This window comes from Kribbella sindirgiensis (assembly GCF_004331435.1).
In the GTDB taxonomy this organism is placed as follows: domain Bacteria; phylum Actinomycetota; class Actinomycetes; order Propionibacteriales; family Kribbellaceae; genus Kribbella; species Kribbella sindirgiensis.
In genome coordinates, this window is record NZ_SJKA01000010.1 from 1 (window position 1) to 23,015 (window position 23,015).

Consider the following 23,015-nt stretch of genomic DNA (forward strand, 5'->3'; position numbering starts at 1 on the left):
GCCCCGCGAACGACCACTCAGAACTCAGGAATCACCAAGGCGTTCCGGTCGGTGGTTCGGCCGCCCGCGGGGCACACACCTAACCTAAATGTCGGTGGGCCGGCGTACCGTCCGGTGGCATGAAATACGGATTCGTGATGGCGTATGGCGATGCGCGCGACGCGGCTGAGTTGGCGGTGCTCGCGGAACGGCACGGCTGGGACGGGTTCTTCGTGTGGGAGTCGATCTGGGGGATCGACGCCTGGGTGATGCTCGGGGCCGCGGCGATGACGACGGAGCGGATCCGGCTGGGCACGATGCTCACGCCGCTGCCGCGCCGCAAACCATGGGACGTTGCCGGACAGGTCTCGACCGTGGACAACCTCAGCAACGGACGGGTGATCCTGTCGGTGGGTCTCGGGGTGACGGGGGACGACCGGTTCTGGCTGTTCGAGGACGATCCCGGGCGGAAGGTGCGCGCGGAGCGCATGGACGAGTCGCTGGAGATGCTGCCGCACCTGTGGCGCGACGAGCCGTTCGAGTACTCCGGGAAGCACTACCGATCCCGGAAGATCACCGACCTGATGCCGCCCGCTCCACCGCGTCCCGTGCAGCAGCCACGGGTGCCGACCTGGGTCGTGGGCGGCTGGCCGCGACCGAAGTCGATGCGCCGGGCCGCGCTGCAGGACGGCTGGCTGCCGGCGTATGTCGGCGACGGTGAAGTGACGCCGGAGGTCGTGGCGGAGGGCGTCGACTGGATCCGCCGGGAGCGCGCCGCCCACGACCTGTCGATGGACGGTTACGACATCGTCGTCGAAGGCACCACAGCCGCCGACCGGACGGACTCGGACAAGGTCAGGCCGTGGGCGGATGCCGGTGCCACGTGGTGGATCGAGGCCGACTGGTCGTCGATGGATCCGGCCGAGGTACGCCGTACCGCGGAAGCTCGCATCACGGCTGGACCGCCGCGGGGCTCATGACTCGAGCGAGGAGGCGCGCTCGGCGCGCTCGACCAGGTAGCGCTGTTCGACCTGGTTCTCGGTCAGCTCGGCCGCCTCACGGTAGAGGGCAGCGGCCCGGGGCCCGTCACCGGTCAGCTCGACAAGATGGGCGCGGACGGCGCGTTCACGCCGGCGGGTCAGTGGTTCCTGGTCCAGGCCGTGGTGACTGTTGAGTTCGTCGAGCAGCGCGAGGCCACGGGTCGGGCCGTAAGCCTGAGCTACCGCGACGACTCGGCTGAGGCGCACGGGCGCGGTGGGCGTGAGACGCTCCAGCCAGAGGTAGAGGACGGCGATCTGCGCCCAGTCGGTGACACCGGCCGCGTGGGTCGCCGCGATCGCGGCCTGGAGTTGGTACTGGCCGGGTTCACCTTGTTGCCAGACGCTGTCGATCAGCTGGGTGCCTTCGCGGACCAGTTCGACGTCCCATTCGGCGCGATCCTGCTCGTCGAGGGGCACGAGTTCACCAGCCGGTCCGGTGCGCGCCGTACGCCGGGACTCGGTGAGCAGCATCAGCGCGAGCAGACCGGTGGCCTCGGGGTGCACGGGGTCGTCGGGTGGCAGGGTGTCCAGGAGCAGCCGGGTGAGGCGGATCGCCTCGTGGGTCAGGTCGACGCGGGTCAGGGCGTCACCCGCGCTCGTGGTGTAGCCCTCGTTGAAGATCAGGTACAGGACCCGCATCACGGCAGCGATGCGGTCGGCGCGGTCGTCGTCGGTCGGGGCGGTGAAGCGGGCACCGGCACGGGCGAGTTGTTGTTTGGCGCGGCTGATCCGAGTACCCATGGTGTTCTCGGTGGCGCCGTACGCGTGGGCGATCTCTGTCGTGGTCAGACCGCCCACCGCGCGCAGGGTGAGCGCCACTTGGCTGGTCGGGGGCAGCACGGGGTGGCAGCACAGCAGCAACAGCGTGAGGCTGTCGTCGACAGCGGACGGCGGCCTCGCCGAGCCGCGGTGCACCGGCTCGGCGAGCTCGGCCTCCTGCTCACGCCGGCGCCGCGCCTGGTCGGAGCGCAGCAGGTCGACCATCCGCCGGTAGCCGATCCTGATCAGCCAGCTCCGCGGGTTCTCCGGTACACCGTCCGCCCACACGCGGGTGGCCGCGAGCAGCGCCTCCTGGACGGCGTCCTCGGCGAAGTCGAACCGGCCGAACCGCCGGACCAGCGCGCCGAGCACCTGCGGCGCCTCGGTGCGCAGCAGGTGCTCGACGTGTTCGCTCGGCTGGTTCACGCGGCGAAGTCGTCGCCCATGATCGGCCGGATCTCGATCGGCTCGCCCAGCACCTCGACGATCCGGCCGGCGATCTCGACCGCGCGCTCGTGGCTCGCGACGTCGATCACCGCGAAGCTGGCCAGCACCTCCTTGAGCTCGGCGAACGGGCCGTCCGTGGCGACCACGCCGTCCGTTCCCTTGCGGACGGTGGTGCTGACTACCGGATGGCCGAGCCCCTCACTGGTGACGAACTCCCCGGAAGCCCGCAGTTCCTTCTCGTAGGTCTGGTAGAACGCGAACGCCGCGAGCGCGTCCTCGGACGGGGTCTCCGCGGTGGCGGCATCCCACGCGGCGGCCGGTGTGTAGCTGAGCAACAGGTACTTCACTGTGGTCCCTCCTCGGTGGCTATCGAACGGTAAGACGTGAACAGGTCCGTCGTCCCACTGCCACCTCGTGACCGGCAGGGTGAGCTCGACAGGGCCGCGCTGTGACTCAGGTCACCTTTGTGGTCTGTCGAGAGCGGGTGGGTGCCTCCGAGGTAGCGGCAACTTCACCCACCGAGCTCCGAGGAGACACCAATGAACAAGAGCCTTCAGCCGAGTGACGACCTGCAGGCGCTGGACCGCCTGATCGGTACCTGGGCGGTGACCGGCGGTGTCGAGGGCACCGTGCGGTACGAGTGGATGCCAGGCCGGTTCTTCTTGCTCCAGCACGTCGAACTGCGGCAGTACGGGCAGGAGATCACGGGGTTCGAGGTGATCGGCAACCTGCGGCCGTTCGGCGAACCCGCCGGCGCGGAGGTGTGGTCGCGGTTCTACGACTCGACCGGGAACACCCTCGACTACGTGTACGAGCCGGACGGCGACACACTCACGATCTGGGGTGGCGCCAAGGGCAGCCCGGCGTACTTCCGCGGTACGTTGACCGACGGCGGCAACACGCTCGCCGGCGACTGGGTCTACCCGGGTGGCGGCGGCTACCACTCCGTCTCGCGCCGCGTGGCCGACTGAGCGGCGCCCCCGTGCGTCGGTAGCTACCCTGGAGGGGTGCGTTCTCGTCCGACGTTGGAGTGGGCTCCGGGGCCTGAGGTGCTGGCGTTGGCGCCGGGGGCGACGGATATCGGGCCGGTTGCGCGGACCGTGGCCGCCGGGCGGGTCGTCGTACTGAGTGGCGCCGGGATCTCGACCGAATCGGGGATCCCGGACTACCGCGGCGAGACCGGCAGCCTGCGGACGCACACGCCGATGACGTACGGCGACTTCACCGGGAGCGAGGCCGCGCGGCAGCGGTACTGGGCGCGCAGCCATCTCGGCTGGCGCACCATCGCCCGCGCCGCCCCGAACGACGGCCATCGCGCCGTGGCCGCGCTCCAGGCCCGCGGCTACCTGGGCGGCCTCATCACGCAGAACGTCGACGGCCTGCACCAGGCGGCCGGCGCCCGCGACGTGATCGAACTGCACGGCAATCTCGACCAGGTGATCTGCCTCGGCTGCGGTACGACGTCGGCTCGCGAGGTCCTCGATCGAAGGCTCCGCGCCGCCAACCAGGCGTTCACGGCCGAGGCGACCCGGATCAACCCGGACGGCGACGTCGAGCTCCCCGAGGACGTCGTACGCACGTTCACCGTGGTCTCCTGCACGGTGTGCGGCGGCGTCCTGAAACCCGATGTGGTCTTCTTCGGCGAGAACGTCCCGAAGGCCCGCGTCGAACGCTGCTACCGGCTGATCGACGACGCGAACGCCGTCCTCGTCCTCGGCTCGTCGCTGACCGTGATGTCCGGGTTCCGCTTCGTCCGGCACGCGGCCAAGGCCGGTACGCCGGTACTGATCGTCAACCAGGGGCTGACCCGCGGTGACCCGTACGCGACGTACCGCGTGGATCTCCCCCTGGGACAGGCACTCACGGACCTACTGGAAGAAGCCAGCGGGCCGAGCCACGCGTGAGGTGGCCCGGCCCGTGGTCCGCGATACGGATTGGAAAGGGTCAGCGTTGCGCGCTGGTCCGTACGCGGTTCAGGGAGGCCTCGAGGGCCTTGGGGGAGAGAGCCGTTCTGGGTGACGCGGCGGCCTGCTTCGCCAGCTTGCGCGCCTGCGCGGCCCACGAGGCCTGCTCGGCGGCGGTGACGACCGGCTGCGCGCCGGTGAGGGTCTTGTAGGTGAGCGCGGCCATACCGGCCTCGCCCTCGAAGCGGGGGTGGTAGTTCAGCGCCCGCAGCAGGTTGATGTCCTTGCCCTGGATCCACGCCTGACCGTCCGGGGCGCAGGCGTCGTGCCCGGTGGACGGCCCGAAGGTGTCGACGTACGTCGCTCCGCCGGCCGCCGCTGCCCCGGAGACGGCGGCGTTCAGTGCCTGCTCGATCGAGTACAGGTACGCGTAGTCGCCGTCGGCGAACGGGAGGATCGACGGGCAGGTCCCGTGTTCCGGCGCGATCTTCGGGTAGCCGACGAGCACGATGGTGGCCTGCGGTGACCGTGCCCGGATGCCCTGGACGACGACCGCGATCCGGGTCTGCGTCTGGGCGATCTTGGCCTTCAGCGTGTCCACGCCGTTGACCGTGAAGTGCGCCTTGCACGGCGCCCCCGTCGGATCGGAGGCGCGCAGGCCCGGGCAGGTGCCGATGATGTCGCCGAAGACGCCGAAGTCGTTCCCGCCGATCCCGAGCGTCACCAGGTCCGTGTCCGGCGTCAGCGCGTTGAACTGCGGCGCGGCGGTGCCGAGGATCGTGCTCTGCGGCTGCGTCATGTTCGTGGTGTCGGCCCCGCCGCAGCTCACGTCGGTGAACCGGTGCACGCCGAGCGCTCCGGCCAGCAGCTTCGGGTAGTTGCTGTACGAGCGAGCGCACCCGAGCGACAGCAGGTCGGCCAGCGGGACGAACGGCGCGGACGTGTACGAGTCGCCGAGCGCGACGTACCGCGAGAAGCTGGTGGAGGTCACGGAGGTCGGCGCGGCGGTGGCGGCGGCGGCAGGTAGACCGCTCACCAGTGCGAGTGCCGCGCAGACCGCAACCAGACGGCGTAGCTTCACAAGACCTCCCCAGGCTCATCCAGTGCGCGGCCCACCCTAAGTTGAGTCACCGCACGATTACAAGGGGTGATCGTGGACCTGATGGAAGCAATCGGGGCGGGGCATGGAATCCTGCTCTCATGCGTGTCTGGCACGGATTGGACGAGGTGAGCCCGGACTTCGGGCCGACCGTCGTCACCATCGGCAACTTCGACGGCGTGCACCGGGGTCACCAGGAGGTGCTCGCGCACGCCCGCGCGCGGGCGGCCGAGCTGGAGGGACTGCCGGTCGTGGCGATGACCTTCGACCCGCACCCGATGCGGGTCCTGCGGCCCGACCACGCGCCGCTGCAGCTCACTGATCCCGCCCGGCGCGCCGAGTTGCTCGGTGAGGCCGGCGCGGACGCGGTGCTGATCCTCCCCTTCACCAAAGAGGTGTCGCACTGGTCGCCGGAGGAGTTCATCGAGCGCACGCTGGTGAACTCGCTGCACGCGAAGGCGATCGTGGTCGGTGAGAACTTCCGCTTCGGCCACAAGGCGGCCGGGCACGTCGACACGCTCGTCGAGGCGGGAACGCAGTACGGCTTCCAGGTCGAAGGGCTGAGCCTCGCGGGGGACGAGCAGCCCTGGTCGTCGACGTACGTGCGGCAGCGGCTCGCCGACGGCGACGTGGAGGCCGCCGCGGAGGCGCTCGGCCGCCCGCTGCGGGTCACCGGCGTGGTCGTCGAGGGCGACAAGCGCGGCCGCGAGCTCGGCTACCCGACCGCGAACATCCCCGCCGACCCGGGCGCGGCGGTCCCTCAGGACGGTGTGTACGCCGGGTGGCTCACCGTGCTGACGGCGGCGCCGGGCGCTCCGGCGTACCCGGATCCGCTGCCCGCGGCGATCAGCGTCGGCAGCAACCCGACCTTCGACGGCGTGGACCGCCGGGTGGAGTCGTACGTGCTGGACCGCGACGACCTCGAGCTGTACGGCGCGACGGTGGCGATCGATTTCGTCGCCCGGCTGCGCGGGACCCAGATCCGGTTCGACAGCATCGACGAACTGCTGGTGCAGATGAAGGCCGACGTCGACGGGGCGCGACACCTGCTCAGGGCTGATTAGGGGGCCAGTCCACGGACTGATACGCTAGCTGCTGCCGTCTGAACGGCCGCGGATCGAGAGTGCTCGGGTGAAGAATGCCCCGGTGCGCCGCGCAACGGAAATCGAGAGGAATCCTGTGTCATCTGTTGATGCCGCAACGAAGAAGAAGATCATGGGCGAGTACGCCCTGACCGAGGGCGACACCGGGTCCCCCGAGGTCCAGGTCGCGCTGCTGACCTACCGGATCAGCCACCTGACCGAGCACCTGAAGGAGCACAAGCACGACCACCACAGCCGTCGTGGCCTGTTGCTCCTGGTCGGCCAGCGCCGCCGGCTGCTGAACTACCTGGCGAAGAAGGACATCAACCGCTACCGGTCCCTGATCGAGCGGCTCGGCCTTCGCCGATGACTTCGCGAGGAGCGGCCCCCGGATCTCGGGTGGCCGCTCCTGGCGTATCCACGCCCTGGCGTGGAACAACTGAAGACAAAACTGAATACAGAATCACGTAAGACGTACGAGGCGACGCGAAGCGCGTGGCGGGACCACGACCGGTCCTCGGTAGTGGCTTTCGGGACTGTGCCAGATTTTCTGGAAAGACCCGCGGGCCTCGATCGAAGACCGGCATCCCGGAAGCTCGCGCCTCGCAGTCGTCACACTGTGAGAGAGGGGTATCCCGTGTCGGGATCCACACGCGCGCCCATGGAGGGCGCCGAATTCGCTGAGGCCGTCATCGACAACGGCAGCTTCGGCACCCGCACCATCCGCTTCGAGACGGGCCGTCTGGCCCAGCAGGCCGCCGGCTCCGCCGCCGCCTACCTCGACGGCGATACGATGGTGCTGTCGGCCACCACGGCCAGCAAGAAGCCCAAGGACCAGTTCGACTTCTTCCCGTTGACGGTGGACGTCGAGGAGCGGATGTACGCCGCGGGCCGCATCCCGGGCTCGTTCTTCCGCCGGGAGGGCCGCCCGTCCGAGGAGGCCATCCTGACCTGCCGGCTGATCGACCGCCCGCTGCGGCCGTCGTTCGTGTCCGGCCTGCGCAACGAGATCCAGGTCGTCATCACGGTCCTGGCGCTGAACCCGGACAAGCTGTACGACGTGCTCGCGATCAACGCGGCCTCGATGTCGACCCAGCTGGCCGGCCTGCCGTTCTCCGGCCCGATCGGCGGCGTCCGCGTCGCGCTGATCAACGGCCAGTGGGTGGCGTTCCCGACCCACACCGAGCTCGAAGACGCGGTCTTCGACATGGTGGTGGCCGGTCGCGTGACCGAGACCGGTGACGTCGCGATCATGATGGTCGAGGCCGAGTCGACCCCGGGCACCTTCGAGAAGGTCGCCGCCGGTACCCAGGCGCCGACCGAGGAGATCGTCGCCGAGGGCCTCGAGGCTTCCAAGGCGTTCATCAAGGCGCTGGTCGAGGCGCAGGCCGACCTGGCCGCGCGGGCCGCGAAGCCGACCGGTGAGTTCCCGGTCTTCCCGGACTACGCCGACGACGCGTTCGCCGCGGTCGAGGCCTCGGCGAGCGAGGAGCTCGCCCAGGCGCTGACCATCGCCGGCAAGCACGAGCGCGAGGACGCCACCGACGCGGTCAAGGCCGCCACGGTGGACAAGCTGGCCGCCGACTTCGAGGGCCGCGAGAAGGAGCTGTCCGCAGCCTTCCGCTCGCTGACCAAGAAGCTGGTCCGGCAGCGGGTGCTGAAGGACAAGGTCCGCATCGACGGCCGCGGGCTGGCCGACATCCGGCCGCTGAAGGCCCAGATCGGCGTGCTCCCGCGGGTGCACGGTTCGGCGCTGTTCGAGCGCGGCGAGACCCAGATCATGGGTGTCACCACGCTGAACATGCTCCGGATGGAGCAGCAGCTGGACACGCTCTCCCCGGAGACCCGCAAGCGGTACATGCACAACTACAACTTCCCGCCGTACTCGACCGGTGAGACCGGCCGGGTCGGGTCGCCGAAGCGCCGCGAGATCGGTCACGGCGCGCTGGCCGAGCGGGCCCTGGTGCCGGTGCTGCCGTCGCGGGAGGACTTCCCGTACGCGCTGCGTCAGGTGTCCGAGGCGCTCGGTTCGAACGGGTCCACCTCGATGGGTTCGGTCTGCGCCTCGACGCTGTCGCTGCTGAACGCCGGTGTGCCGCTGAAGGCCCCGGTCGCCGGTATCGCGATGGGCCTCATCTCCGGTGAGGTCGACGGCGAGACGCAGTACGTCGCGCTGACCGACATCCTGGGCGCCGAGGACGCGTTCGGCGACATGGACTTCAAGGTCGCCGGGACGAAGGACTTCGTCACCGCCCTGCAGCTGGACACCAAGCTGGACGGCATCCCGGCCAGCGTGCTGGCCGGCGCGCTGACCCAGGCCAAGGACGCCCGCCTGACGATCCTGGACGTGATGGCCAAGGCCATCGACGCGCCGGGTGAGATGAGCGAGTTCGCGCCGCGGGTCATCTCGGTGAAGGTCCCGGTCGACAAGATCGGCGAGGTCATCGGGCCGAAGGGCAAGATGATCAACCAGATCACCGAGGACACCGGCGCCGACATCTCGATCGAGGACGACGGCACCGTGTACATCGGCGCGACCGACGGCCCGAGTGCGGAGGCCGCGAGAGCTGCTATCAATGCGATCGCGAACCCGACCATGCCGGAGAAGGGTGAGCGCTACCTGGGTACGGTCGTGAAGACGACCAACTTCGGTGCGTTCATCAGCCTGCTGCCGGGCAAGGACGGCCTGCTGCACATCAGCAAGCTGCGTCCGCTGGCCGGTGGCAAGCGCGTCGAGGCCGTCGAGGACGTGCTCTCGGTGGGTCAGAAGCTGCAGGTCGAGATCGCCGAGATCGACGACCGCGGCAAGCTCTCGCTGATCCCGGTGATCGAGGGCTCCGACGACGAGAAGAAGGAAGAGGCGCCGGCCGCCGAGTGACTCGCGCAATCACGAGTACCCTGCTGAGCCCGGAGGCGGGCGGTCCGGTGAAACGGACCGTCCTGCCCTCCGGGCTTCGTGTGCTCACCCAATCCGTCCCGGGCTTCCGATCCGTCACGTTCGGAGTCTGGGTCGGCGTCGGCTCCCGGGACGAACCGGAGCAGCTGGCCGGCGCCACGCACTTCCTCGAGCACCTGCTGTTCAAGGGCACCGAGCGCCGCGACGCGCTGGAGATCTCGGCCTCGATCGACGCGGTCGGCGGCGAGATGAACGCGTTCACCGGCAAGGAGTACACGTGCTACTACGCACGGGTGCTGGACACCGACCTGCCGCTCGCGGTCGATGTCGTCTGCGACATGATCACCTCCGCCACGCTGACGACCGCGGACGTGGAGAGTGAGCGCGACGTCATCGACGAAGAGATCGCGATGCACGCCGACGAGACGTCGGACCACATCCACGACCTGTTCGCGGAGCAGCTGTGGGGCAGGTCCCCGCTCGGGCGTTCGATCACCGGTACGCCGGAATCGGTCGCCGGGCTGTCCCGCCAGCAGGTCGTCGGCTGGTACCGGCGCCGCTACAAGCCGTCCAACATCGTCGTGTCGGTGGCCGGCAACGTCGACCACGCCGACGTGGTCCGCCTGGTCCGCAAGGCGTTCGAGCGGCACTGGGTGACGGCCGAGGCCGAGCCCGCCGCTGTACGACGTGGTGCGGGCAAGACCGTTCCGACGTACGGCGGGGTGCAGGTGCACCACCGTGACGTCGAGCAGGCGCATCTGGTGCTCGGGATGCCGGGGCTGGTCCGGAGCGACGAGCGCCGGTACACCGCCGGCGTACTGCACGGGATCGTCGGCGGCGGGATGTCGTCGCGGCTGTTCCAGGAGGTCCGGGAGAAGCGCGGGCTGGCGTACTCGGTGTTCACGTTCGGTTCGGCGTACGCCGACGCGGGCATGGTCGGCGTGTACGCGGGCTGCCTGCCGAAGAAGGCCCCCGAGGTCCTGGACGTGATCCGCGGCGAACTCGATTCGATTGCCCGCGGCAACATCACCCCCGACGAACTGCTCCGCGGCAAGGGCCAGATGCGCGGCTCGGTCGTGATGGGACTGGAGGACACCGGCGCCAAGATGACCCGGATCGCGAAGGCCGAACTCGTGTACGGCCAGCTCCAGACCGTCGACGAGATCCTGCACCGCATCGACTCCGTCACGCTGGATGACGTCGCCGCGCTGGCCGCCGAGCTGTACGCCGGCACTCCCGCCCTGACCGTGATGGGCCCGTTCGACGAAGGCAGCACGGCCTTCACGCTCTGACGTGCCGGGCGCATACTGGCGCCAAGGGGGCGGTCATGAGCACCATCGCGGCGGATATCCATGCACTCAACGAGTTGGCCACGGACTTTCGTGGCGACCTGATCCGGCCGGGCGATCCGGCGTACGACGACCAGCGGAGGGTCTGGAACGGGTCGATCGACCGCCGGCCCGGGCTGATCGCGCGGTGCACCGGGGTCGCCGACATCCGGTCGGCGCTCGCCTACGCGCGGCGTACCGGTGGGCCGGTCGCGGTGCGGGGCGGCGGCCACAGCTTCCCCGGGCACTCCACGTGTGACGGCGGAACGCTGATCGATCTCGGCCTGTTGAAGGGCATCCGGGTCGATCCGGTACGTCGTACCGCGCGGGCGCAGGCAGGTGTGCTGCTCGGGGAGCTCGACCGGGAGACCCAGGCGTTCGGCCTGGCCACGCCGTCCGGGATCGTCACGCACACCGGTCTGGCCGGGTTGACGCTGGGCGGCGGGATCGGCTGGCTGATGCGCAAGTACGGGCTGAGTATCGACAACCTGCTCTCGGCCGACGTTGTCACGGCCGACGGCGACCTGGTGACTGCCTCCCCGGACGAGAACGCCGACCTGTTCTGGGGGATCCGCGGCGGCGGCGGGAACTTCGGCGTCGTGACCGAGTTCGAGTTCCAGCTGCACCCGGTCGGGCCGATCGTGTACGGCGGCCTGGTCGCGTGGCCGATGGACCTGTCGCCGGAGCTGATGCGTTTCTACCGGGACTGGATCACCGATATCCCCGACGAGCTCACGACCGCGGTGATCCACCGCCGGCTGCCGTCCACGGCGACGATCCCGCCCGAGCTGCACGGCCGGCCCGTGGTGGCGGTCGTCGCCTGCTATGCCGGGCCGGTCGAGGACGGCGAGCGGGTGGTGGCCCCGCTGAAGGCGTTCGCGCCGCCGCTGCTGGATCTGGTGAAGCCGCAGCCGTACCTGGACCTGCAGGCGATGCTCGACCCCGGCTTCCCGCATGGCCGCTGGTACTACATCCGCGCCGGCGATGTGGCCGAACTGTCCGACGAGGTGATCGACGTGGCCGTGGCCCGCGGTCACGCGATCGATTCGCCGTACACCGCGTACCCGATCTTCCACCTCGGCGGCGCGATCTCCCGGGTACCGGCCGACAGTACGCCGTTCGGCGGCCGGGCGAGCGGACACACGTTCAACTTCGTCGGCGCGACCGATGGGCCGGACGGTTTCGAGGCCCAGCGCGACTGGGTCCGCGATTCCTGGCGGGCCCTCGAGCCGCACCTGACCGGCGTCTACCTCAACTTCCTGAGCAACGAGGGCACCGACCGGATCCGCTCCGCGTACGGCGCCGCGACGTACGACCGGTTGCAGACGCTCAAACGCAAGTACGACCCCGGCAACCTGTTCCACCTGAACCAGAACATCCCACCGCACTAAGCGTTGTGCGATAGGTTGACGCCAAGACGTCATACGTGATCTGCCACTGGATCCCTGGACGCACGGGCCGGGCCTGCTTGCTGGGATGACACGCAATTTGCGGCCGACGCGATCCGCGCTGGAACACCGGCGCGGCTCCGGCCTGCCTTGCGAGGATCCTCGTGCTCGACGCGTTCCGTACTGCCCGTGAATCACTGGTCGACGCCCTCCGGATCACCCCCGGATGGCTCGCGACGTACTCCGTTCTCCAACTATTGCTGGCCGTTCTGCCTGGTGCACAGGTGGTGCTGATCCGCGAGCTGATCGACAGCGGTGCCGTCTGGCGTCCGCTGCTCGGGCTGACTGTGGTGGTCGGGGCGATGTATCCGCTGACCCAGGTGTCGAACGGCGTCGGCCAGCGGATGATGCTGCGTCTCCGGCTCGAACTGCGGATCGAACTGGCGCGCGTCGCCGCCCGGCTGAGCCCGAGCCGGCTGGCCGATCCCGGTACGGTCCGCGACCTGGAGGCGAGTCAGACCGCGACGCACCCGATGAGTGATGTGGCCGGCAAGCCGGTGCAACTGCTCAGCGCGGCGGCGACGTCCGGCGTCCTGTGCGCGGCGATCGCGTCGATCAACCTGGTCTCGGGGCTGCTGGTGCTTGCGGCGCTGGTGCCGACAGTTCTCGCGTTCACGGTGATCTCGCGGATGGAGGCGAAGGGGTGGCCGCGGGTCGCCGAGCATGACCGCAAGGCGGCGTACGCGACCGAGCAGCTGATCCAGCAACGTCCCGGGACCGAGTTGGCGGTGCTGGGATCGGGGTGGAAGGTGGCCGGGCTGGTCGCGAACAGCCGGGCGTCGGCGACCTGGGTCCTCGATCGGATGATCCGTACGGCGGTGTTGTGCGAGCTGGGCGCGGCGCTGGTCACGGTGGTGCTGTTCGGCTGTGCGCTGGTGGCGTTGGTGCGCGGCGGTGCGACTGGGGGAGCGGCGGCCGCGGCGGTGGCCGGGACGATCACCGGGCTGAACGCGATTCGGCAGTGTGGGTATGCGTTCGGCAGCATTGTCACCGCGGCCCCGCAGGCCGCGATCTACCGCCGGTTCGTGCGGAGCGCGTCCGCCGGGCCACGTCGCGCGGTGGTCCGGCGCGTCGATTCTGTTGCCTTGGACAACGTCACGTTCGGGTACCCGGGCGCCGCCGGGCCGGCCCTTCGCGGCGTGACGATCGAGGCCCGGCGGGGCGAGATGGTTGCGTTGGTCGGCGTGAACGGGGCCGGCAAGTCGACGGCGATCAACGTGCTGGTCGGTGCGTTGAGCCCCGACCGCGGGCGGGTGCTGATCGACGGCGCCGACGCCGACGCGCTCGCCGAGGACGAGCGACTCGCGCACTTCGGCCTGCTGGTGCAGGAGTTCGGACGCTTCGAGTTCACCCTCCGCGACGCTGTCGGCCTCGGTGCGCCGGACGCCGTCACGGACCAGGACATCCGCGACGCCCTGGCCGGTGCGTTCGCCGCCGACCTCCCGCTGGACACCCAACTCGGCCAGCAATGGGGCGGCATCGGCATCTCCGGCGGCCAATGGCAGCGGCTGGCGCTCGCGCGGATTCGGCTGCGCAACGCAGGCGTCTGGATCCTCGACGAGCCGACGTCCGCGATCGACGCCGAGGCAGAGCATGAGATCTTCACCGACCTACGTCGTACCAGCGCCGGCCGGATCACGATCGTCGTCTCGCATCGAGCCTGGACCCTCCGCGCCATGGACCGCATCTACCTCATCGACGACGGCACCGTCGTACAGCAAGGAACGTACGACGACTTGATGGCCGACCCCACCACCCGCTTCGCTCGCCTGTTCGCCACCCAAAGCCTCGCGGGGTGGACTGGTGGGTGATGTTGACTGGGGCGGTGCGTGGACTTCGGCGGTTTGCGGGCGTTGGGTGGGGTGCGGGTCGGGGGCTGTTCGTTCTCACCGTTGGCATGGTTGGAGTAGCTGCCGCGGCGCCTCTTGGGATCGCGGTGGGGCTGGGGCAGGTTGTTGCGGGGGTTGCTCGGGGGGACAGGGCTTACGCGGTGGGGTGGGCTGCTGTCGCGGGTGCGTGTTTGTTGTTGCAGTGGCTTGGTGGTGCGCTGCAGCGGGCGGCGGCGACTGCGTTGGGGGAGCGGGTCGATGCGCTGCTGCAGCACGAGCTGATGCGGGCTGTCGCAGCGCCCAGCGGCGTGCGGCACTTGGAGGATCCTGCGACGGCCGCGCTGGTGGAGGTCGGGCGGGACACCTTACGGGCGGACTGGGCGCGTCCTGGCCGGCTCGCGAGCACGATCGGTGGTCTGGCCACGGGGCGGATCATTCTGCTGGCCGCGGGCATCATCCTCGCCGGATTCCACTGGTGGCTGGGCGCGGGTCTGCTCGCGGCCGGTGTCTGGGCGGCGTACGAGGACCGGGTCGCGTCCCGCACCGAGGCAGGACACCACTACGGCGCGTCGGAGTCGGCTCGCCGGATGCGGTATTTCAACGATCTGGGAACCACCCCGCCGGCCGCCAAGGAGATCCGCCTGTTCGGGCTGCCGGAGTTCGTCGTCAACAGGCACGGGGAGACCTGGGCCGCGACGATGCAGCGGGTTCTCACCCCGGCGGGCCGTCGTCCGCTGATCGCGACCGCGTTCCTGGGCGTTGTCGTGCTGGGCGGCATCGTGCTCGTGGTTCGCGAGGCGGTCGCCGGCCGCCTCGCCGCCGGCCCGACGGCGACGTACGTCCAGACGTTCCTGGTCGCGTTGGGCGGTATCCAGCAGTCGTCCTGGTCCGGCCTGCAGACCGAACTCGCCCTCGCAACCCTCGCCCGGTACGACGAGGCGATGCACGCAATCGCCCCGACAGCCGCGCCCGCTGACCGTGGATCGAAGCCGTCCACCGGGATGCCGCAGCGGGAGATCGCCCTTCGCGAGGTGTCGTTCAGCTACCCCGGCACCAGCCGAGAGGTGCTGCGTGATCTCGACCTGGTGATTCCCGCCGGGCAGTCGCTCGCGGTCGTCGGCGCGAACGGTGCTGGAAAGACCAGCCTCGTCAAGCTGCTCTGCGGCCTGTACGAACCGACTCGAGGATCCGTGACGATCGACGGACTCGACCTGCGCGAGCTCGACCTCGACGACTGGCGGCGCAGGCTGGCGGTCGTCTTCCAGCAGCCCGTGCGGTTGCCGATGTCGGCGTACAGCAACGTCCGCTTCGGTCGTGCCGATGCCTCGCCGGACAGGGCGGTCGAGCGGGCAGGTGCGAAGACCATCGTCGAGGCACTGCCGAACGGTTGGGACACAGTCCTCTCGGCGGAGTTCGACGGCGGTGTCGAACTGTCCGGCGGCGAGTGGCAACGGCTGGGCCTAGCAAGAGCGCTGTACGCCGTCCAGCAGGGCGCATCCGTACTGGTACTGGACGAACCCGCCGCGCACCTGGATGCCCGATCCGAGGCAGAGCTGTACCGACGCTTCCTCGACCTCACCGCCGGGCTCACCACGATCCTGATCTCGCACCGCTTCTCCACCGTGCGCCAGGCATCCTCCATCGTCGTCCTCGACGAAGGCAGGGTGATCGAGCAGGGATCGCACGACGAGTTGCTCGAGCGCGACGGAATCTACGCCCACCTCTTCCGCCTGCAAGCGGCTCGCTTCGAGGGAGGCCCGGCATGAAGTCATGGGTCGCCACAGCCCGTTTGCTGATCGGGCTCGGCTGGGAGATCGGCCCGGGCCTGTTCACCCTCTACACCGTCGTCACGATGTCGAGTTTCGTCAGCCCGCTGCTCGTCGCGCTCGGCGTCCGGCCGCTGGTCGACGGCGTGGTGTCCGGCGAACCCCGACAGGTAGTTGCCGGAGGCATCGCTGTCGCCGTAGGACTGACCTTCGTGCTGGTGGCCCCGATCGGCTATCGCTGGGCGACGATCCGGATGCGCGAGCGCTCGAGCTTCGTCGCCGAACGCCGAGTACTGAGGCTGGCCGCGGGCGCCCCACAGATCCAGCACTTCGAGCGACCCGAGTTTCTCGACCGGCTGCAGACGCTGCGACGGGAGGCGCCGGACCTCGCGGACAGTGTCACGATGCCGTTCATCGGCCTGTTCGTCGTGGCCCAGCTGGTGATCAGCACCGTCCTCCTCGCAGACCTCAAGCCGGTGCTGGCGGTGCTCCCGCTGGTCGCGATTCCCTCGCTGTGGTTGAGCCGCCGGGCCGAACGGATCCGCCGACGGTCGGAGCTGGACGCGGCACCGCAACGCCGGCTCGCGCAGCAACTGTTCATGCTGTCGGTCGCGCCGTCGTCCGCGCAGGAGTTGCATGTCGCGTCGATGGGCGACGAGCTCTTGAGACACCACCGCGAAGCAGCGGACAAGGCCAACACCATCGCTCACCGGGCGCTCCTGCGATCGGTCCTGATCGGGTCCGTCGGCTGGTCCGTGTTCCCCCTCGCGTACGTCGGCGCGCTGGTGCTGATCCTCGACGAGTCAAGCGTCACCCCAGGCGATGTGGCCTTGGCGCTCGCCCTGGCCGGCGCCGTGGTGAGTGCGGCGAACCGCGTCCTCGACCTCGCCGGCACCGTACTGCGGGTGCGCACCACGGCCGAGCACTACTTCTGGCTCGCGCACCAGGCCCACCCGGAACCAGGCACCGCGCCGACGCCGGATCGCCTCCTGCACGGCATCGAACTCAAACACGTCACCTTCGGGTACGGCGCGGACGATCGCCTCGCGCTGCCTGGTACCGACCTGTTCCTCCCCGCCGGGCAGACGGTCGCGATCGTCGGTGAGAACGGCGCGGGCAAGTCGACCCTGGTCAAGCTCCTCACCGGCATGTACCGGCCCGCCACCGGTGCGGTGCTGATCGACGGAGTCGACCTCGCCACCATGGACCTCGACCAGTACCGGCAGAAGGTCAGCGCCGGCTTCCAGGACTTCGTCAGGTACCAGCTGACCGTCGGCGAGGCCGTCGCGGTCGGCGGACTGTCCGAGCCGCCGGACCAAGTGCGGACCGCGCTGAGCAAAGCGGATGCCGGCTTCGTGGACACTCTGCCGCAGGGTGTCGACACCCAGCTGGGTACGTCGTGGGCCGACGGCGTCGAACTGTCCGGCGGGCAATGGCAGAAGCTGGCGATCGCCCGCGCACTCGTCCGTCCGGCGCCGTTGCTGGTCATCATGGACGAGCCGAGCGCCTCGCTGGACCCGCAGACCGAGGCGGACGTCTTCGACCGGCTGGCCGCCGAAGCGCGGGCCGGACGGGCCGACGGACGGATCACGTTGCTCATCTCACATCGCTTCTCAACAGTGCGCTCCGCGGACCTCATCGTGGTACTGGACAACGGCCGGGTGACCGAGCGGGGTACGCACGGCGAGTTGATGGCGGGCGACGGAACGTATGCCGAGCTCTACCGTCTGCAAGCGGCCGGCTACCGATAAGTGCGCAACTGTGCGCAGAGGCGAGTTTTGCCCAGATCTGACCTGTCATCAGATGACTCTGGGGAACTGATCTGATTAAGTGGGGGTTCGCGCCGTCGGCGCGTGCTGGTCATCTGAGGTCTTGGCAAAGTAACGCCTGAGTTACGCGCCGCCGCTTTGCGCCTGACAACGTTGACATGTGCAGTTTCGACCAGCCACCATGACGCTTGATCCGCCCGCCTAGCGGCCCTCCCGCCGAGGAAGTTGGTTTGACCGTGCGACGTCTGACTGGGGTAGTGGGGGTGGCACTCGGACTAGCTCTGGTGCTCGCCTCGTGTGGAGACGGCAAGAGCAGCGGCTCCGGCAGTGGCTCCGGCAGCAAGAGCGAGGTCATCGCGATCGCTGCCGACCCGCTGGAGTACATCAACCCGCTGAACGAGAACGGCAGTCCGGGCATCCAGGTCGCGATGGCGATGTTCGCTCCGCTGGTGACCACGGACCCGGAGACCGGCAAGCTGCAGAACGTGATGGCCGACTCGGTCACGCCGGACAAGACCAGCCAGACCTGGACGATCAAGCTGAAGGCCGGCAACACCTTCCAGAACGGCCAGCCGCTGACCGCGAAGGACTACGTGGACAGCTGGAACATGACCGCGATGGGCTCGAACGCCTGGAAGAACAACGGTTTCTTCTCCAAGGTCGACGGGTACGACGCCCTGAACCCGCCGACCCCGGACGGCGCCACGCCGAAGCCGACCGCGGTGAAGACGCTCAGCGGACTCAAGCAGATCGACGACCTGACCTTCTCGGTGAAGCTCAAGGTCCCGTTCTCGCAGTTCGGCCTGACCCTGCAGTACCTCGGTCTCGCGCCGCTGCCCGAAGAGGTGCGGAAGAACCCGGACGCGTACAAGCGCAAGCCGATCGGCAACGGCCCGTTCAAGCTCGCCGCCGACTGGAACGCCGGTGACGACATCAAGCTGGCCAAGTGGGACGGCTACAAGGGCTCGCCGGTACCGCAGGCCGACGAGATCACGTACCGGTTCATCCCGAACGCGGACACGGCGTACAACGAGTTCCTGGCCGGCAACGTGGACTTCGTCGACGTGCCGTCGACCAAGGTGAAGAGCTTCAAGACCGACGCCCCGGACCAGTGGGTGACGAGCATCAGCTCCGGTGCGAACTACCTGGTGATCCCGGCCTGGGACCCGCGGTTCAAGAACCCGAAGCTGCGGCACGCGATCTCGGAGGCGATCGACCGGAAGGCGTTCGCGGACCTCGTCGGGCTGTCCGAGCCCGCCAAGGGTCTGGTCGCGCCGGACATGGCCGGGTACCGCGACAACGCCTGCAAGTACTGCGATTTCGACGCGACCAAGGCCAAGCAACTGCTGCAGGAGGCCGGCGGTTTCTCCGGCCCGCTGAACATCAACTACAACACGACGTCGGCGACCGGGCAGATCTTCGCCGAGGCGATCGGCAACATGCTCCGGCAGAACCTCGGCCTGCAGGTGAAGTACACCGGCAAGCAGGGTTCGGAGATCACCGAGCTCGCGGACTCCCACAAGCTGGACGGGCTGCGCTTCAGCGGCTGGGGTCACGACTACCCGTCGATCGAGGACTACCTGACGCCGATGTTCAAGTCCAACGGTGACGCCAACTTCGCCCAGTACTCCAACCCGGCCCTGGACGCCGTCCTGGCCAAGGGCGACGCCGAGCCGGACCCGGAGAAGGCGATCAAGCTGTACCAGCAGGCCGAGGACATCGCGCTCGAGGACATGCCGCTGATCCCGCTGTACACCAAGTCGAACGCGTACCTGCACTCGGCGAAGATCGAACCGCGGGTCTCGAAGTACGTCGGCGTATCGGCCCTCTGGGCAACGTTCAAGTGATCCGTTTCATCCTGCGCCGCGCACTGGCAGCGGTACCGATCGGTGTGCTCGTGACGCTGGGGGTCTTCGCGCTCGTTTTCGCGATGCCCGGGGACCCCCTGCGGGAGCTGGCCGGTGACAAGCCGATCCCGGCCGCGGTGCTGGCCGCCAAGCGCGCGCAGTACCACCTGGACGATCCGTTCATCGTCCAGTACCTGCTGAGCATGAAGGACATCCTCACCGGCCACTTCGGTACGACGTTCGCGGGCGCGGACATCGCCGACCAGCTCCGGCTGCGGATCCCGGTGACGCTGAAGCTGACCCTGCTGGCGAACGCCGTCCAGTGGACGCTGGGACTGTTCTTCGGCATCTACGCCGGGTTCAAGCGCAACGGCTGGGTCGACCGGTCGCTGCTGCTGGTCACGCTCGTGCTGCTCGCGGTCCCCGGACTGGTGGCGTACTTCGCCGCGCAGTACCTGTTCGGGGTCGAGCTGAAGTGGTTCCCGGTGTCCGGTGTGCTGGAAGGGTTCCCGCGCTCGTACGTGCTGCCCGCGCTGGTGATCGGCGTACTCGGGTTCGCCGGCCTGGCCAGGCTGCTGCGGACGTCGATCGTGGAGACGGTGAACGCCGACTTCGTGAAGACCGCGCGGGCCAAGGGGCTCGGCGAGCAGCGGGTGCTGTGGCGGCACATCCTGCCGAACGCGCTGCTGCCGGTGGTCACGTTCATCGGGCTCGACCTGGCCGGCATGTTCGGCGGCGCGATCATCACCGAGAGCATCTTCAACCTGCCGGGGCTCGGCCAGTTCATGTTCCAGGCGATCAAGCTGAAGGAGGGTGGCGTCGTGGTGCTGCTGTCCACGCTCGCGTTCATCTCGTTCATCCTGATCAACCTGCTGATCGACCTCCTGTACGGCGTCCTGGATCCGAGGGTGCGCAATGTCTGAACAGATCTCAGCGACCGTCGGCGCCGAAGCACAGGAGCTCGGCGACGGTCGTACGTTGTCCAACCGCGAGCTGCTCCGGGCGCTGCTGCGCAAGCCGCAGTTCGTGCTCTGCAGCCTGCTGTTGCTGGTGTTCTTCGCGATGGCGGCGGTGCCGAAGCTGTTCACGTCCGCCGATCCGCGGTTCTGCGAGCTGGCCAAGAGCCGGCAGGGACGCGGCCCGGGGCACCCGTTCGGGTTCGACATCCAGGGCTGCGACTACTTCGCGAACGTCGTCTACGGCGCGCGACCGTCGGTCCTGGTCAGTATCTGCGCGAGTTTCGGCGTGTTCGTGCTGGCCGGCTCGCTCGGCCTGCTGGCCGGGTACTTCCCGGGGTTCGTGGACGGCCTGATCTCGCGGACCGCCGACGTCCTGTTCTCGATCCCCGGCATCGTGGTGCTGATCGTGATCCTGAACTCGGTCGCGAACCGGAGCATCTGGATCATCGTCGGCGTCATCCTGCTGATCGGCTGGCCGGGTGGGATGCGGCTGATGCGGGCCACGGTCTTCTCGGTCCGCAACCGCGAGTACGTGCTCGCGGCCCGGTCGATCGGCGTACCGCCGGTGCGGATCCTGCGCAAACACGTGTTCCCGAACGCGATGGCGCCGCTGCTGGCGATGACCACGCTCGGCATCGGCGGCATGGTCGGGCTCGAGGCCGCGCTGACGTTCCTCGGGGTCGGGCTGCAACCGCCGTCGATCTCCTGGGGCTCGCAGTTCGGCGTCGCGGCGTCGTACCGGGACACGCCGCACCTGTTCATCTGGCCGGCGTTGTTCATCTCCACGATGACGATCTCGTTCATGATCATCGGCGACTCGATCCGAGATGCCCTCGACCCGAAGTTGATGAGATGACCAAACAGGGCGAAGTACTGCTGAAGGTCGACAACCTGTCGGTGGAGTTCGACACGCCGCGGGGTCCGGTGCGGGCCGTGGACGGGGTGTCCTGGCAGGTGCGGGCGGGGGAGATGCTGGCGATCCTCGGCGAGTCCGGGTCCGGGAAGAGCGTCTCGACGCAGGCGCTGACCGGGATCCTGGAGATGCCGCCGGGCCGGATCGTGTCCGGTACGGCGGAGTACCGCGGTGCCGACCTGATCCAGATGACCACCAGGGAACGGCGCCGGATCGTCGGCGACCGGATCACAATGGTGTTCCAGGACTCGCTGTCCGCGCTGAACCCGGTGCAGTCGGTCGGGACCCAGATCGCTGAGTGCTACCGGGTGCACCGCGGGATGTCGAAGCGGGACGCTCTCAAGAAGGCCGCGGAGATGCTCGACCAGGTACGGATCCCGGCCGCGGCGAAACGCGTCGGCGACTACCCGCACGAGTTCTCCGGCGGGATGCGGCAGCGCGTGATGCTGGCGATGGCGCTCGCGCTGGATCCCGACGTACTGATCGCCGACGAGCCGACCACGGCGCTCGACGTGACCGTGCAGGCGCAGATCCTGGAACTGATCGCCGAGCTGCAGGCCGAGCGGGACATGGGCGTGGTGCTGATCACGCACGACCTCGGCGTGGTGTCGGACGTCGCCGACAACGTCGTGGTGATGTACGCAGGTCACGTGGTCGAGCGGGCCGCGACCGCGGAGGCCCTCGAACATCCCGTCCATCCTTACACCGAAGGCCTGCTGGGCTCGATGCCGTCGGCCGAACTCAAGGGCCGCGAGCTGCCGACGATCCCCGGTACGCCGCCGTCGCTGCGGGCGATCCCGTCCGGCTGCGCGTTCCGGACCCGGTGCCCGATCGCGATCGACGACTGTGCGGCCGAGGTGCCGCCGTTGCTCACGGTCGCGCCCGGGCGGGATGCCGCGTGCATCCGGCGGACGTCACTGGCCGCGAAGGAGGCCGTATGAACGAGTTGCTGACGGCAACGGACGTGGTGAAGCACTACGACATCAGCCCGGCGCTGAACTTCGGCGCCAAGACCGTCGTCCGCGCGGTCGACGGCGTCGACCTGACGCTGCGCAAGGGCGAGTCGCTCGGCATCGTCGGCGAGTCCGGCTGCGGGAAGTCGACGCTGGTCCGGCTGCTCGCAGCGCTGGAGAAGCCGACGTCGGGCCGGATCGAGTACGGCGGTGTGGACGTCAGCAAGCTCCGCGGCCGTGAGCTGCGGCGCTGGCGGCGGAACGTCCAGGTGGTGTTCCAGGACCCGTACTCCAGCCTGAACCCGCGGATGCGGGTCGGCGAGATCGTCGCCGAGCCGTTCGAGGTGCACCCGGACGTCGGCAAGAAGGTCGAGATCCGGTCCCGGGTGCGCGAACTGCTCGAGCTGGTCGGTCTGCGGCCCGAGGACGAGACGAAGTTCCCGCACCAGTTCTCCGGCGGCCAGCGGCAGCGGATCGGGATCGCGCGGGCGATCGCGCTCAACCCCGACGTACTGCTGTGCGACGAACCCGTCTCGGCACTCGACCTGTCGGTGCAGGCGCAGGTGGTGAACCTGTTGATGCGGCTGCAGCGCGAGCTCGGCCTGAGCATCATCTTCGTCGCCCACGACCTGTCCGTGGTCCGGCACGTCTCCGACCGGGTCGCGGTCATGTACCTGGGCAAGGTCGCCGAGCTGGGCGAGCACCAGCACGTGTACGACGTACCCGCGCATCCGTACACGCAGGCGCTGCTGTCCGCCGAGCCCGGTCTGGCCCGGCAGGGCCGGCAGCGGATCGTGCTGGCCGGAGACCCGCCATCGCCGGTGATGCCGCCGTCCGGATGCCGGTTCCACACCCGATGCCTGCGGGCGGAGGCCAAGTGCAGCACCGACGTACCGGAGCTCCGCGAGATCAAGTCCGGCCAGACCGTCTCGTGCCACTTCGCGGAGGATGCGCAAACCGCCTACGCAACATAGCTTTTCGGTGATGGCCTAGGGTT

Annotated in this window: 19 protein-coding genes; 16 read left to right on the forward strand and 3 right to left on the reverse strand. The window is 69.0% G+C overall.

All coding sequences use genetic code 11. From position 1 onward, the window contains the following. Positions 1-119: 119 nt before the first annotated feature. The gene (locus E0H50_RS26295) at positions 120-959 is read left to right on the forward strand and encodes an LLM class flavin-dependent oxidoreductase (protein ID WP_131293197.1); all 840 of its coding nucleotides are present in this window, start codon (positions 120-122) and stop codon (positions 957-959) included. Here E0H50_RS26295 and E0H50_RS26300 read toward each other — a convergent pair. Then, positions 954-2,204, reverse strand: a complete 1,251-nt coding sequence (locus E0H50_RS26300) for an RNA polymerase sigma factor (RefSeq protein ID WP_131293198.1) — start codon at positions 2,202-2,204, stop codon at positions 954-956. The genes E0H50_RS26295 and E0H50_RS26300 overlap by 6 nt on opposite strands. Continuing rightward, positions 2,201-2,572 carry a YciI family protein gene (locus E0H50_RS26305; protein WP_131293199.1) on the reverse strand — a complete coding sequence of 124 codons (372 nt, stop codon included), beginning with the start codon at positions 2,570-2,572 and terminating at the stop codon, positions 2,201-2,203. The genes E0H50_RS26300 and E0H50_RS26305 overlap by 4 nt, the downstream gene beginning before the upstream one ends. A 192-nt stretch (positions 2,573-2,764) precedes the next feature. Between E0H50_RS26305 and E0H50_RS26310 the strand changes: the two genes are divergently transcribed. Beyond that, entirely contained in the window at positions 2,765-3,196 is a 432-nt protein-coding gene (locus tag E0H50_RS26310; RefSeq protein ID WP_131293200.1) for a hypothetical protein, read from the forward strand. Between the two features lie 36 nt (positions 3,197-3,232). After that, positions 3,233-4,129, forward strand: a complete 897-nt coding sequence (locus E0H50_RS26315) for an NAD-dependent protein deacetylase (protein WP_202868341.1) — start codon at positions 3,233-3,235, stop codon at positions 4,127-4,129. Between the two features lie 40 nt (positions 4,130-4,169). On the opposite strand, the gene E0H50_RS26320 is transcribed toward E0H50_RS26315, so the two are convergent. Further along, on the reverse strand, positions 4,170-5,210 hold the full coding sequence (locus E0H50_RS26320) for an SGNH/GDSL hydrolase family protein (protein WP_131293201.1): 1,041 nt from the start codon (positions 5,208-5,210) through the stop codon (positions 4,170-4,172). Between the two features lie 119 nt (positions 5,211-5,329). Between E0H50_RS26320 and E0H50_RS26325 the strand changes: the two genes are divergently transcribed. The 13 genes from E0H50_RS26325 to E0H50_RS26385 all read left to right on the forward strand — a co-directional run bounded on the left by E0H50_RS26325 (position 5,330) and on the right by E0H50_RS26385 (position 22,992). After that, positions 5,330-6,292 carry a bifunctional riboflavin kinase/FAD synthetase gene (locus tag E0H50_RS26325; RefSeq protein ID WP_131293202.1) on the forward strand — a complete coding sequence of 321 codons (963 nt, stop codon included), beginning with the start codon at positions 5,330-5,332 and terminating at the stop codon, positions 6,290-6,292. A gap of 115 nt (positions 6,293-6,407) precedes the next feature. Then, positions 6,408-6,680: a 30S ribosomal protein S15 gene (gene rpsO / locus E0H50_RS26330; protein WP_131293203.1), complete on the forward strand. Its 273-nt coding sequence runs from the start codon at positions 6,408-6,410 to the stop codon at positions 6,678-6,680. Between the two features lie 291 nt (positions 6,681-6,971). After that, positions 6,972-9,188, forward strand: coding sequence for a polyribonucleotide nucleotidyltransferase (locus E0H50_RS26335; protein WP_131293204.1), 2,217 nt, complete (start codon positions 6,972-6,974; stop codon positions 9,186-9,188). Between the two features lie 47 nt (positions 9,189-9,235). Next, entirely contained in the window at positions 9,236-10,498 is a 1,263-nt protein-coding gene (locus tag E0H50_RS26340) for a M16 family metallopeptidase (RefSeq protein ID WP_238151219.1), read from the forward strand. A gap of 35 nt (positions 10,499-10,533) precedes the next feature. After that, positions 10,534-11,925, forward strand: a complete 1,392-nt coding sequence (locus tag E0H50_RS26345) for an FAD-binding oxidoreductase (protein ID WP_131293206.1) — start codon at positions 10,534-10,536, stop codon at positions 11,923-11,925. A gap of 161 nt (positions 11,926-12,086) precedes the next feature. Beyond that, positions 12,087-13,793, forward strand: coding sequence for an ATP-binding cassette domain-containing protein (locus tag E0H50_RS26350; RefSeq protein WP_238151220.1), 1,707 nt, complete (start codon positions 12,087-12,089; stop codon positions 13,791-13,793). 209 nt (positions 13,794-14,002) lie between these two features. After that, a complete protein-coding gene (locus tag E0H50_RS26355) occupies positions 14,003-15,577 on the forward strand; it encodes an ABC transporter ATP-binding protein (RefSeq protein WP_131293208.1) in 1,575 nt (524 codons plus the stop codon). Next, on the forward strand, positions 15,574-17,328 hold the full coding sequence (locus E0H50_RS26360) for an ABC transporter ATP-binding protein (protein WP_131293209.1): 1,755 nt from the start codon (positions 15,574-15,576) through the stop codon (positions 17,326-17,328). Before E0H50_RS26355 ends, E0H50_RS26360 begins: the two co-directional genes overlap by 4 nt. Before the next feature lie 281 nt (positions 17,329-17,609). Continuing rightward, positions 17,610-19,193 carry a peptide ABC transporter substrate-binding protein gene (locus E0H50_RS26365; protein ID WP_238151221.1) on the forward strand — a complete coding sequence of 528 codons (1,584 nt, stop codon included), beginning with the start codon at positions 17,610-17,612 and terminating at the stop codon, positions 19,191-19,193. Beyond that, the gene (locus E0H50_RS26370; RefSeq protein WP_131293211.1) at positions 19,190-20,116 is read left to right on the forward strand and encodes an ABC transporter permease; all 927 of its coding nucleotides are present in this window, start codon (positions 19,190-19,192) and stop codon (positions 20,114-20,116) included. The genes E0H50_RS26365 and E0H50_RS26370 overlap by 4 nt, the downstream gene beginning before the upstream one ends. Continuing rightward, positions 20,109-21,008: an ABC transporter permease gene (locus tag E0H50_RS26375; RefSeq protein ID WP_131293212.1), complete on the forward strand. Its 900-nt coding sequence runs from the start codon at positions 20,109-20,111 to the stop codon at positions 21,006-21,008. The genes E0H50_RS26370 and E0H50_RS26375 overlap by 8 nt, the downstream gene beginning before the upstream one ends. Then, positions 21,005-22,006 carry an ABC transporter ATP-binding protein gene (locus E0H50_RS26380; RefSeq protein WP_131293213.1) on the forward strand — a complete coding sequence of 334 codons (1,002 nt, stop codon included), beginning with the start codon at positions 21,005-21,007 and terminating at the stop codon, positions 22,004-22,006. The genes E0H50_RS26375 and E0H50_RS26380 overlap by 4 nt, the downstream gene beginning before the upstream one ends. Next, a complete protein-coding gene (locus tag E0H50_RS26385; protein WP_131293214.1) occupies positions 22,003-22,992 on the forward strand; it encodes an ABC transporter ATP-binding protein in 990 nt (329 codons plus the stop codon). The genes E0H50_RS26380 and E0H50_RS26385 overlap by 4 nt, the downstream gene beginning before the upstream one ends. The last annotated feature ends 23 nt before the right edge of the window (positions 22,993-23,015 follow it).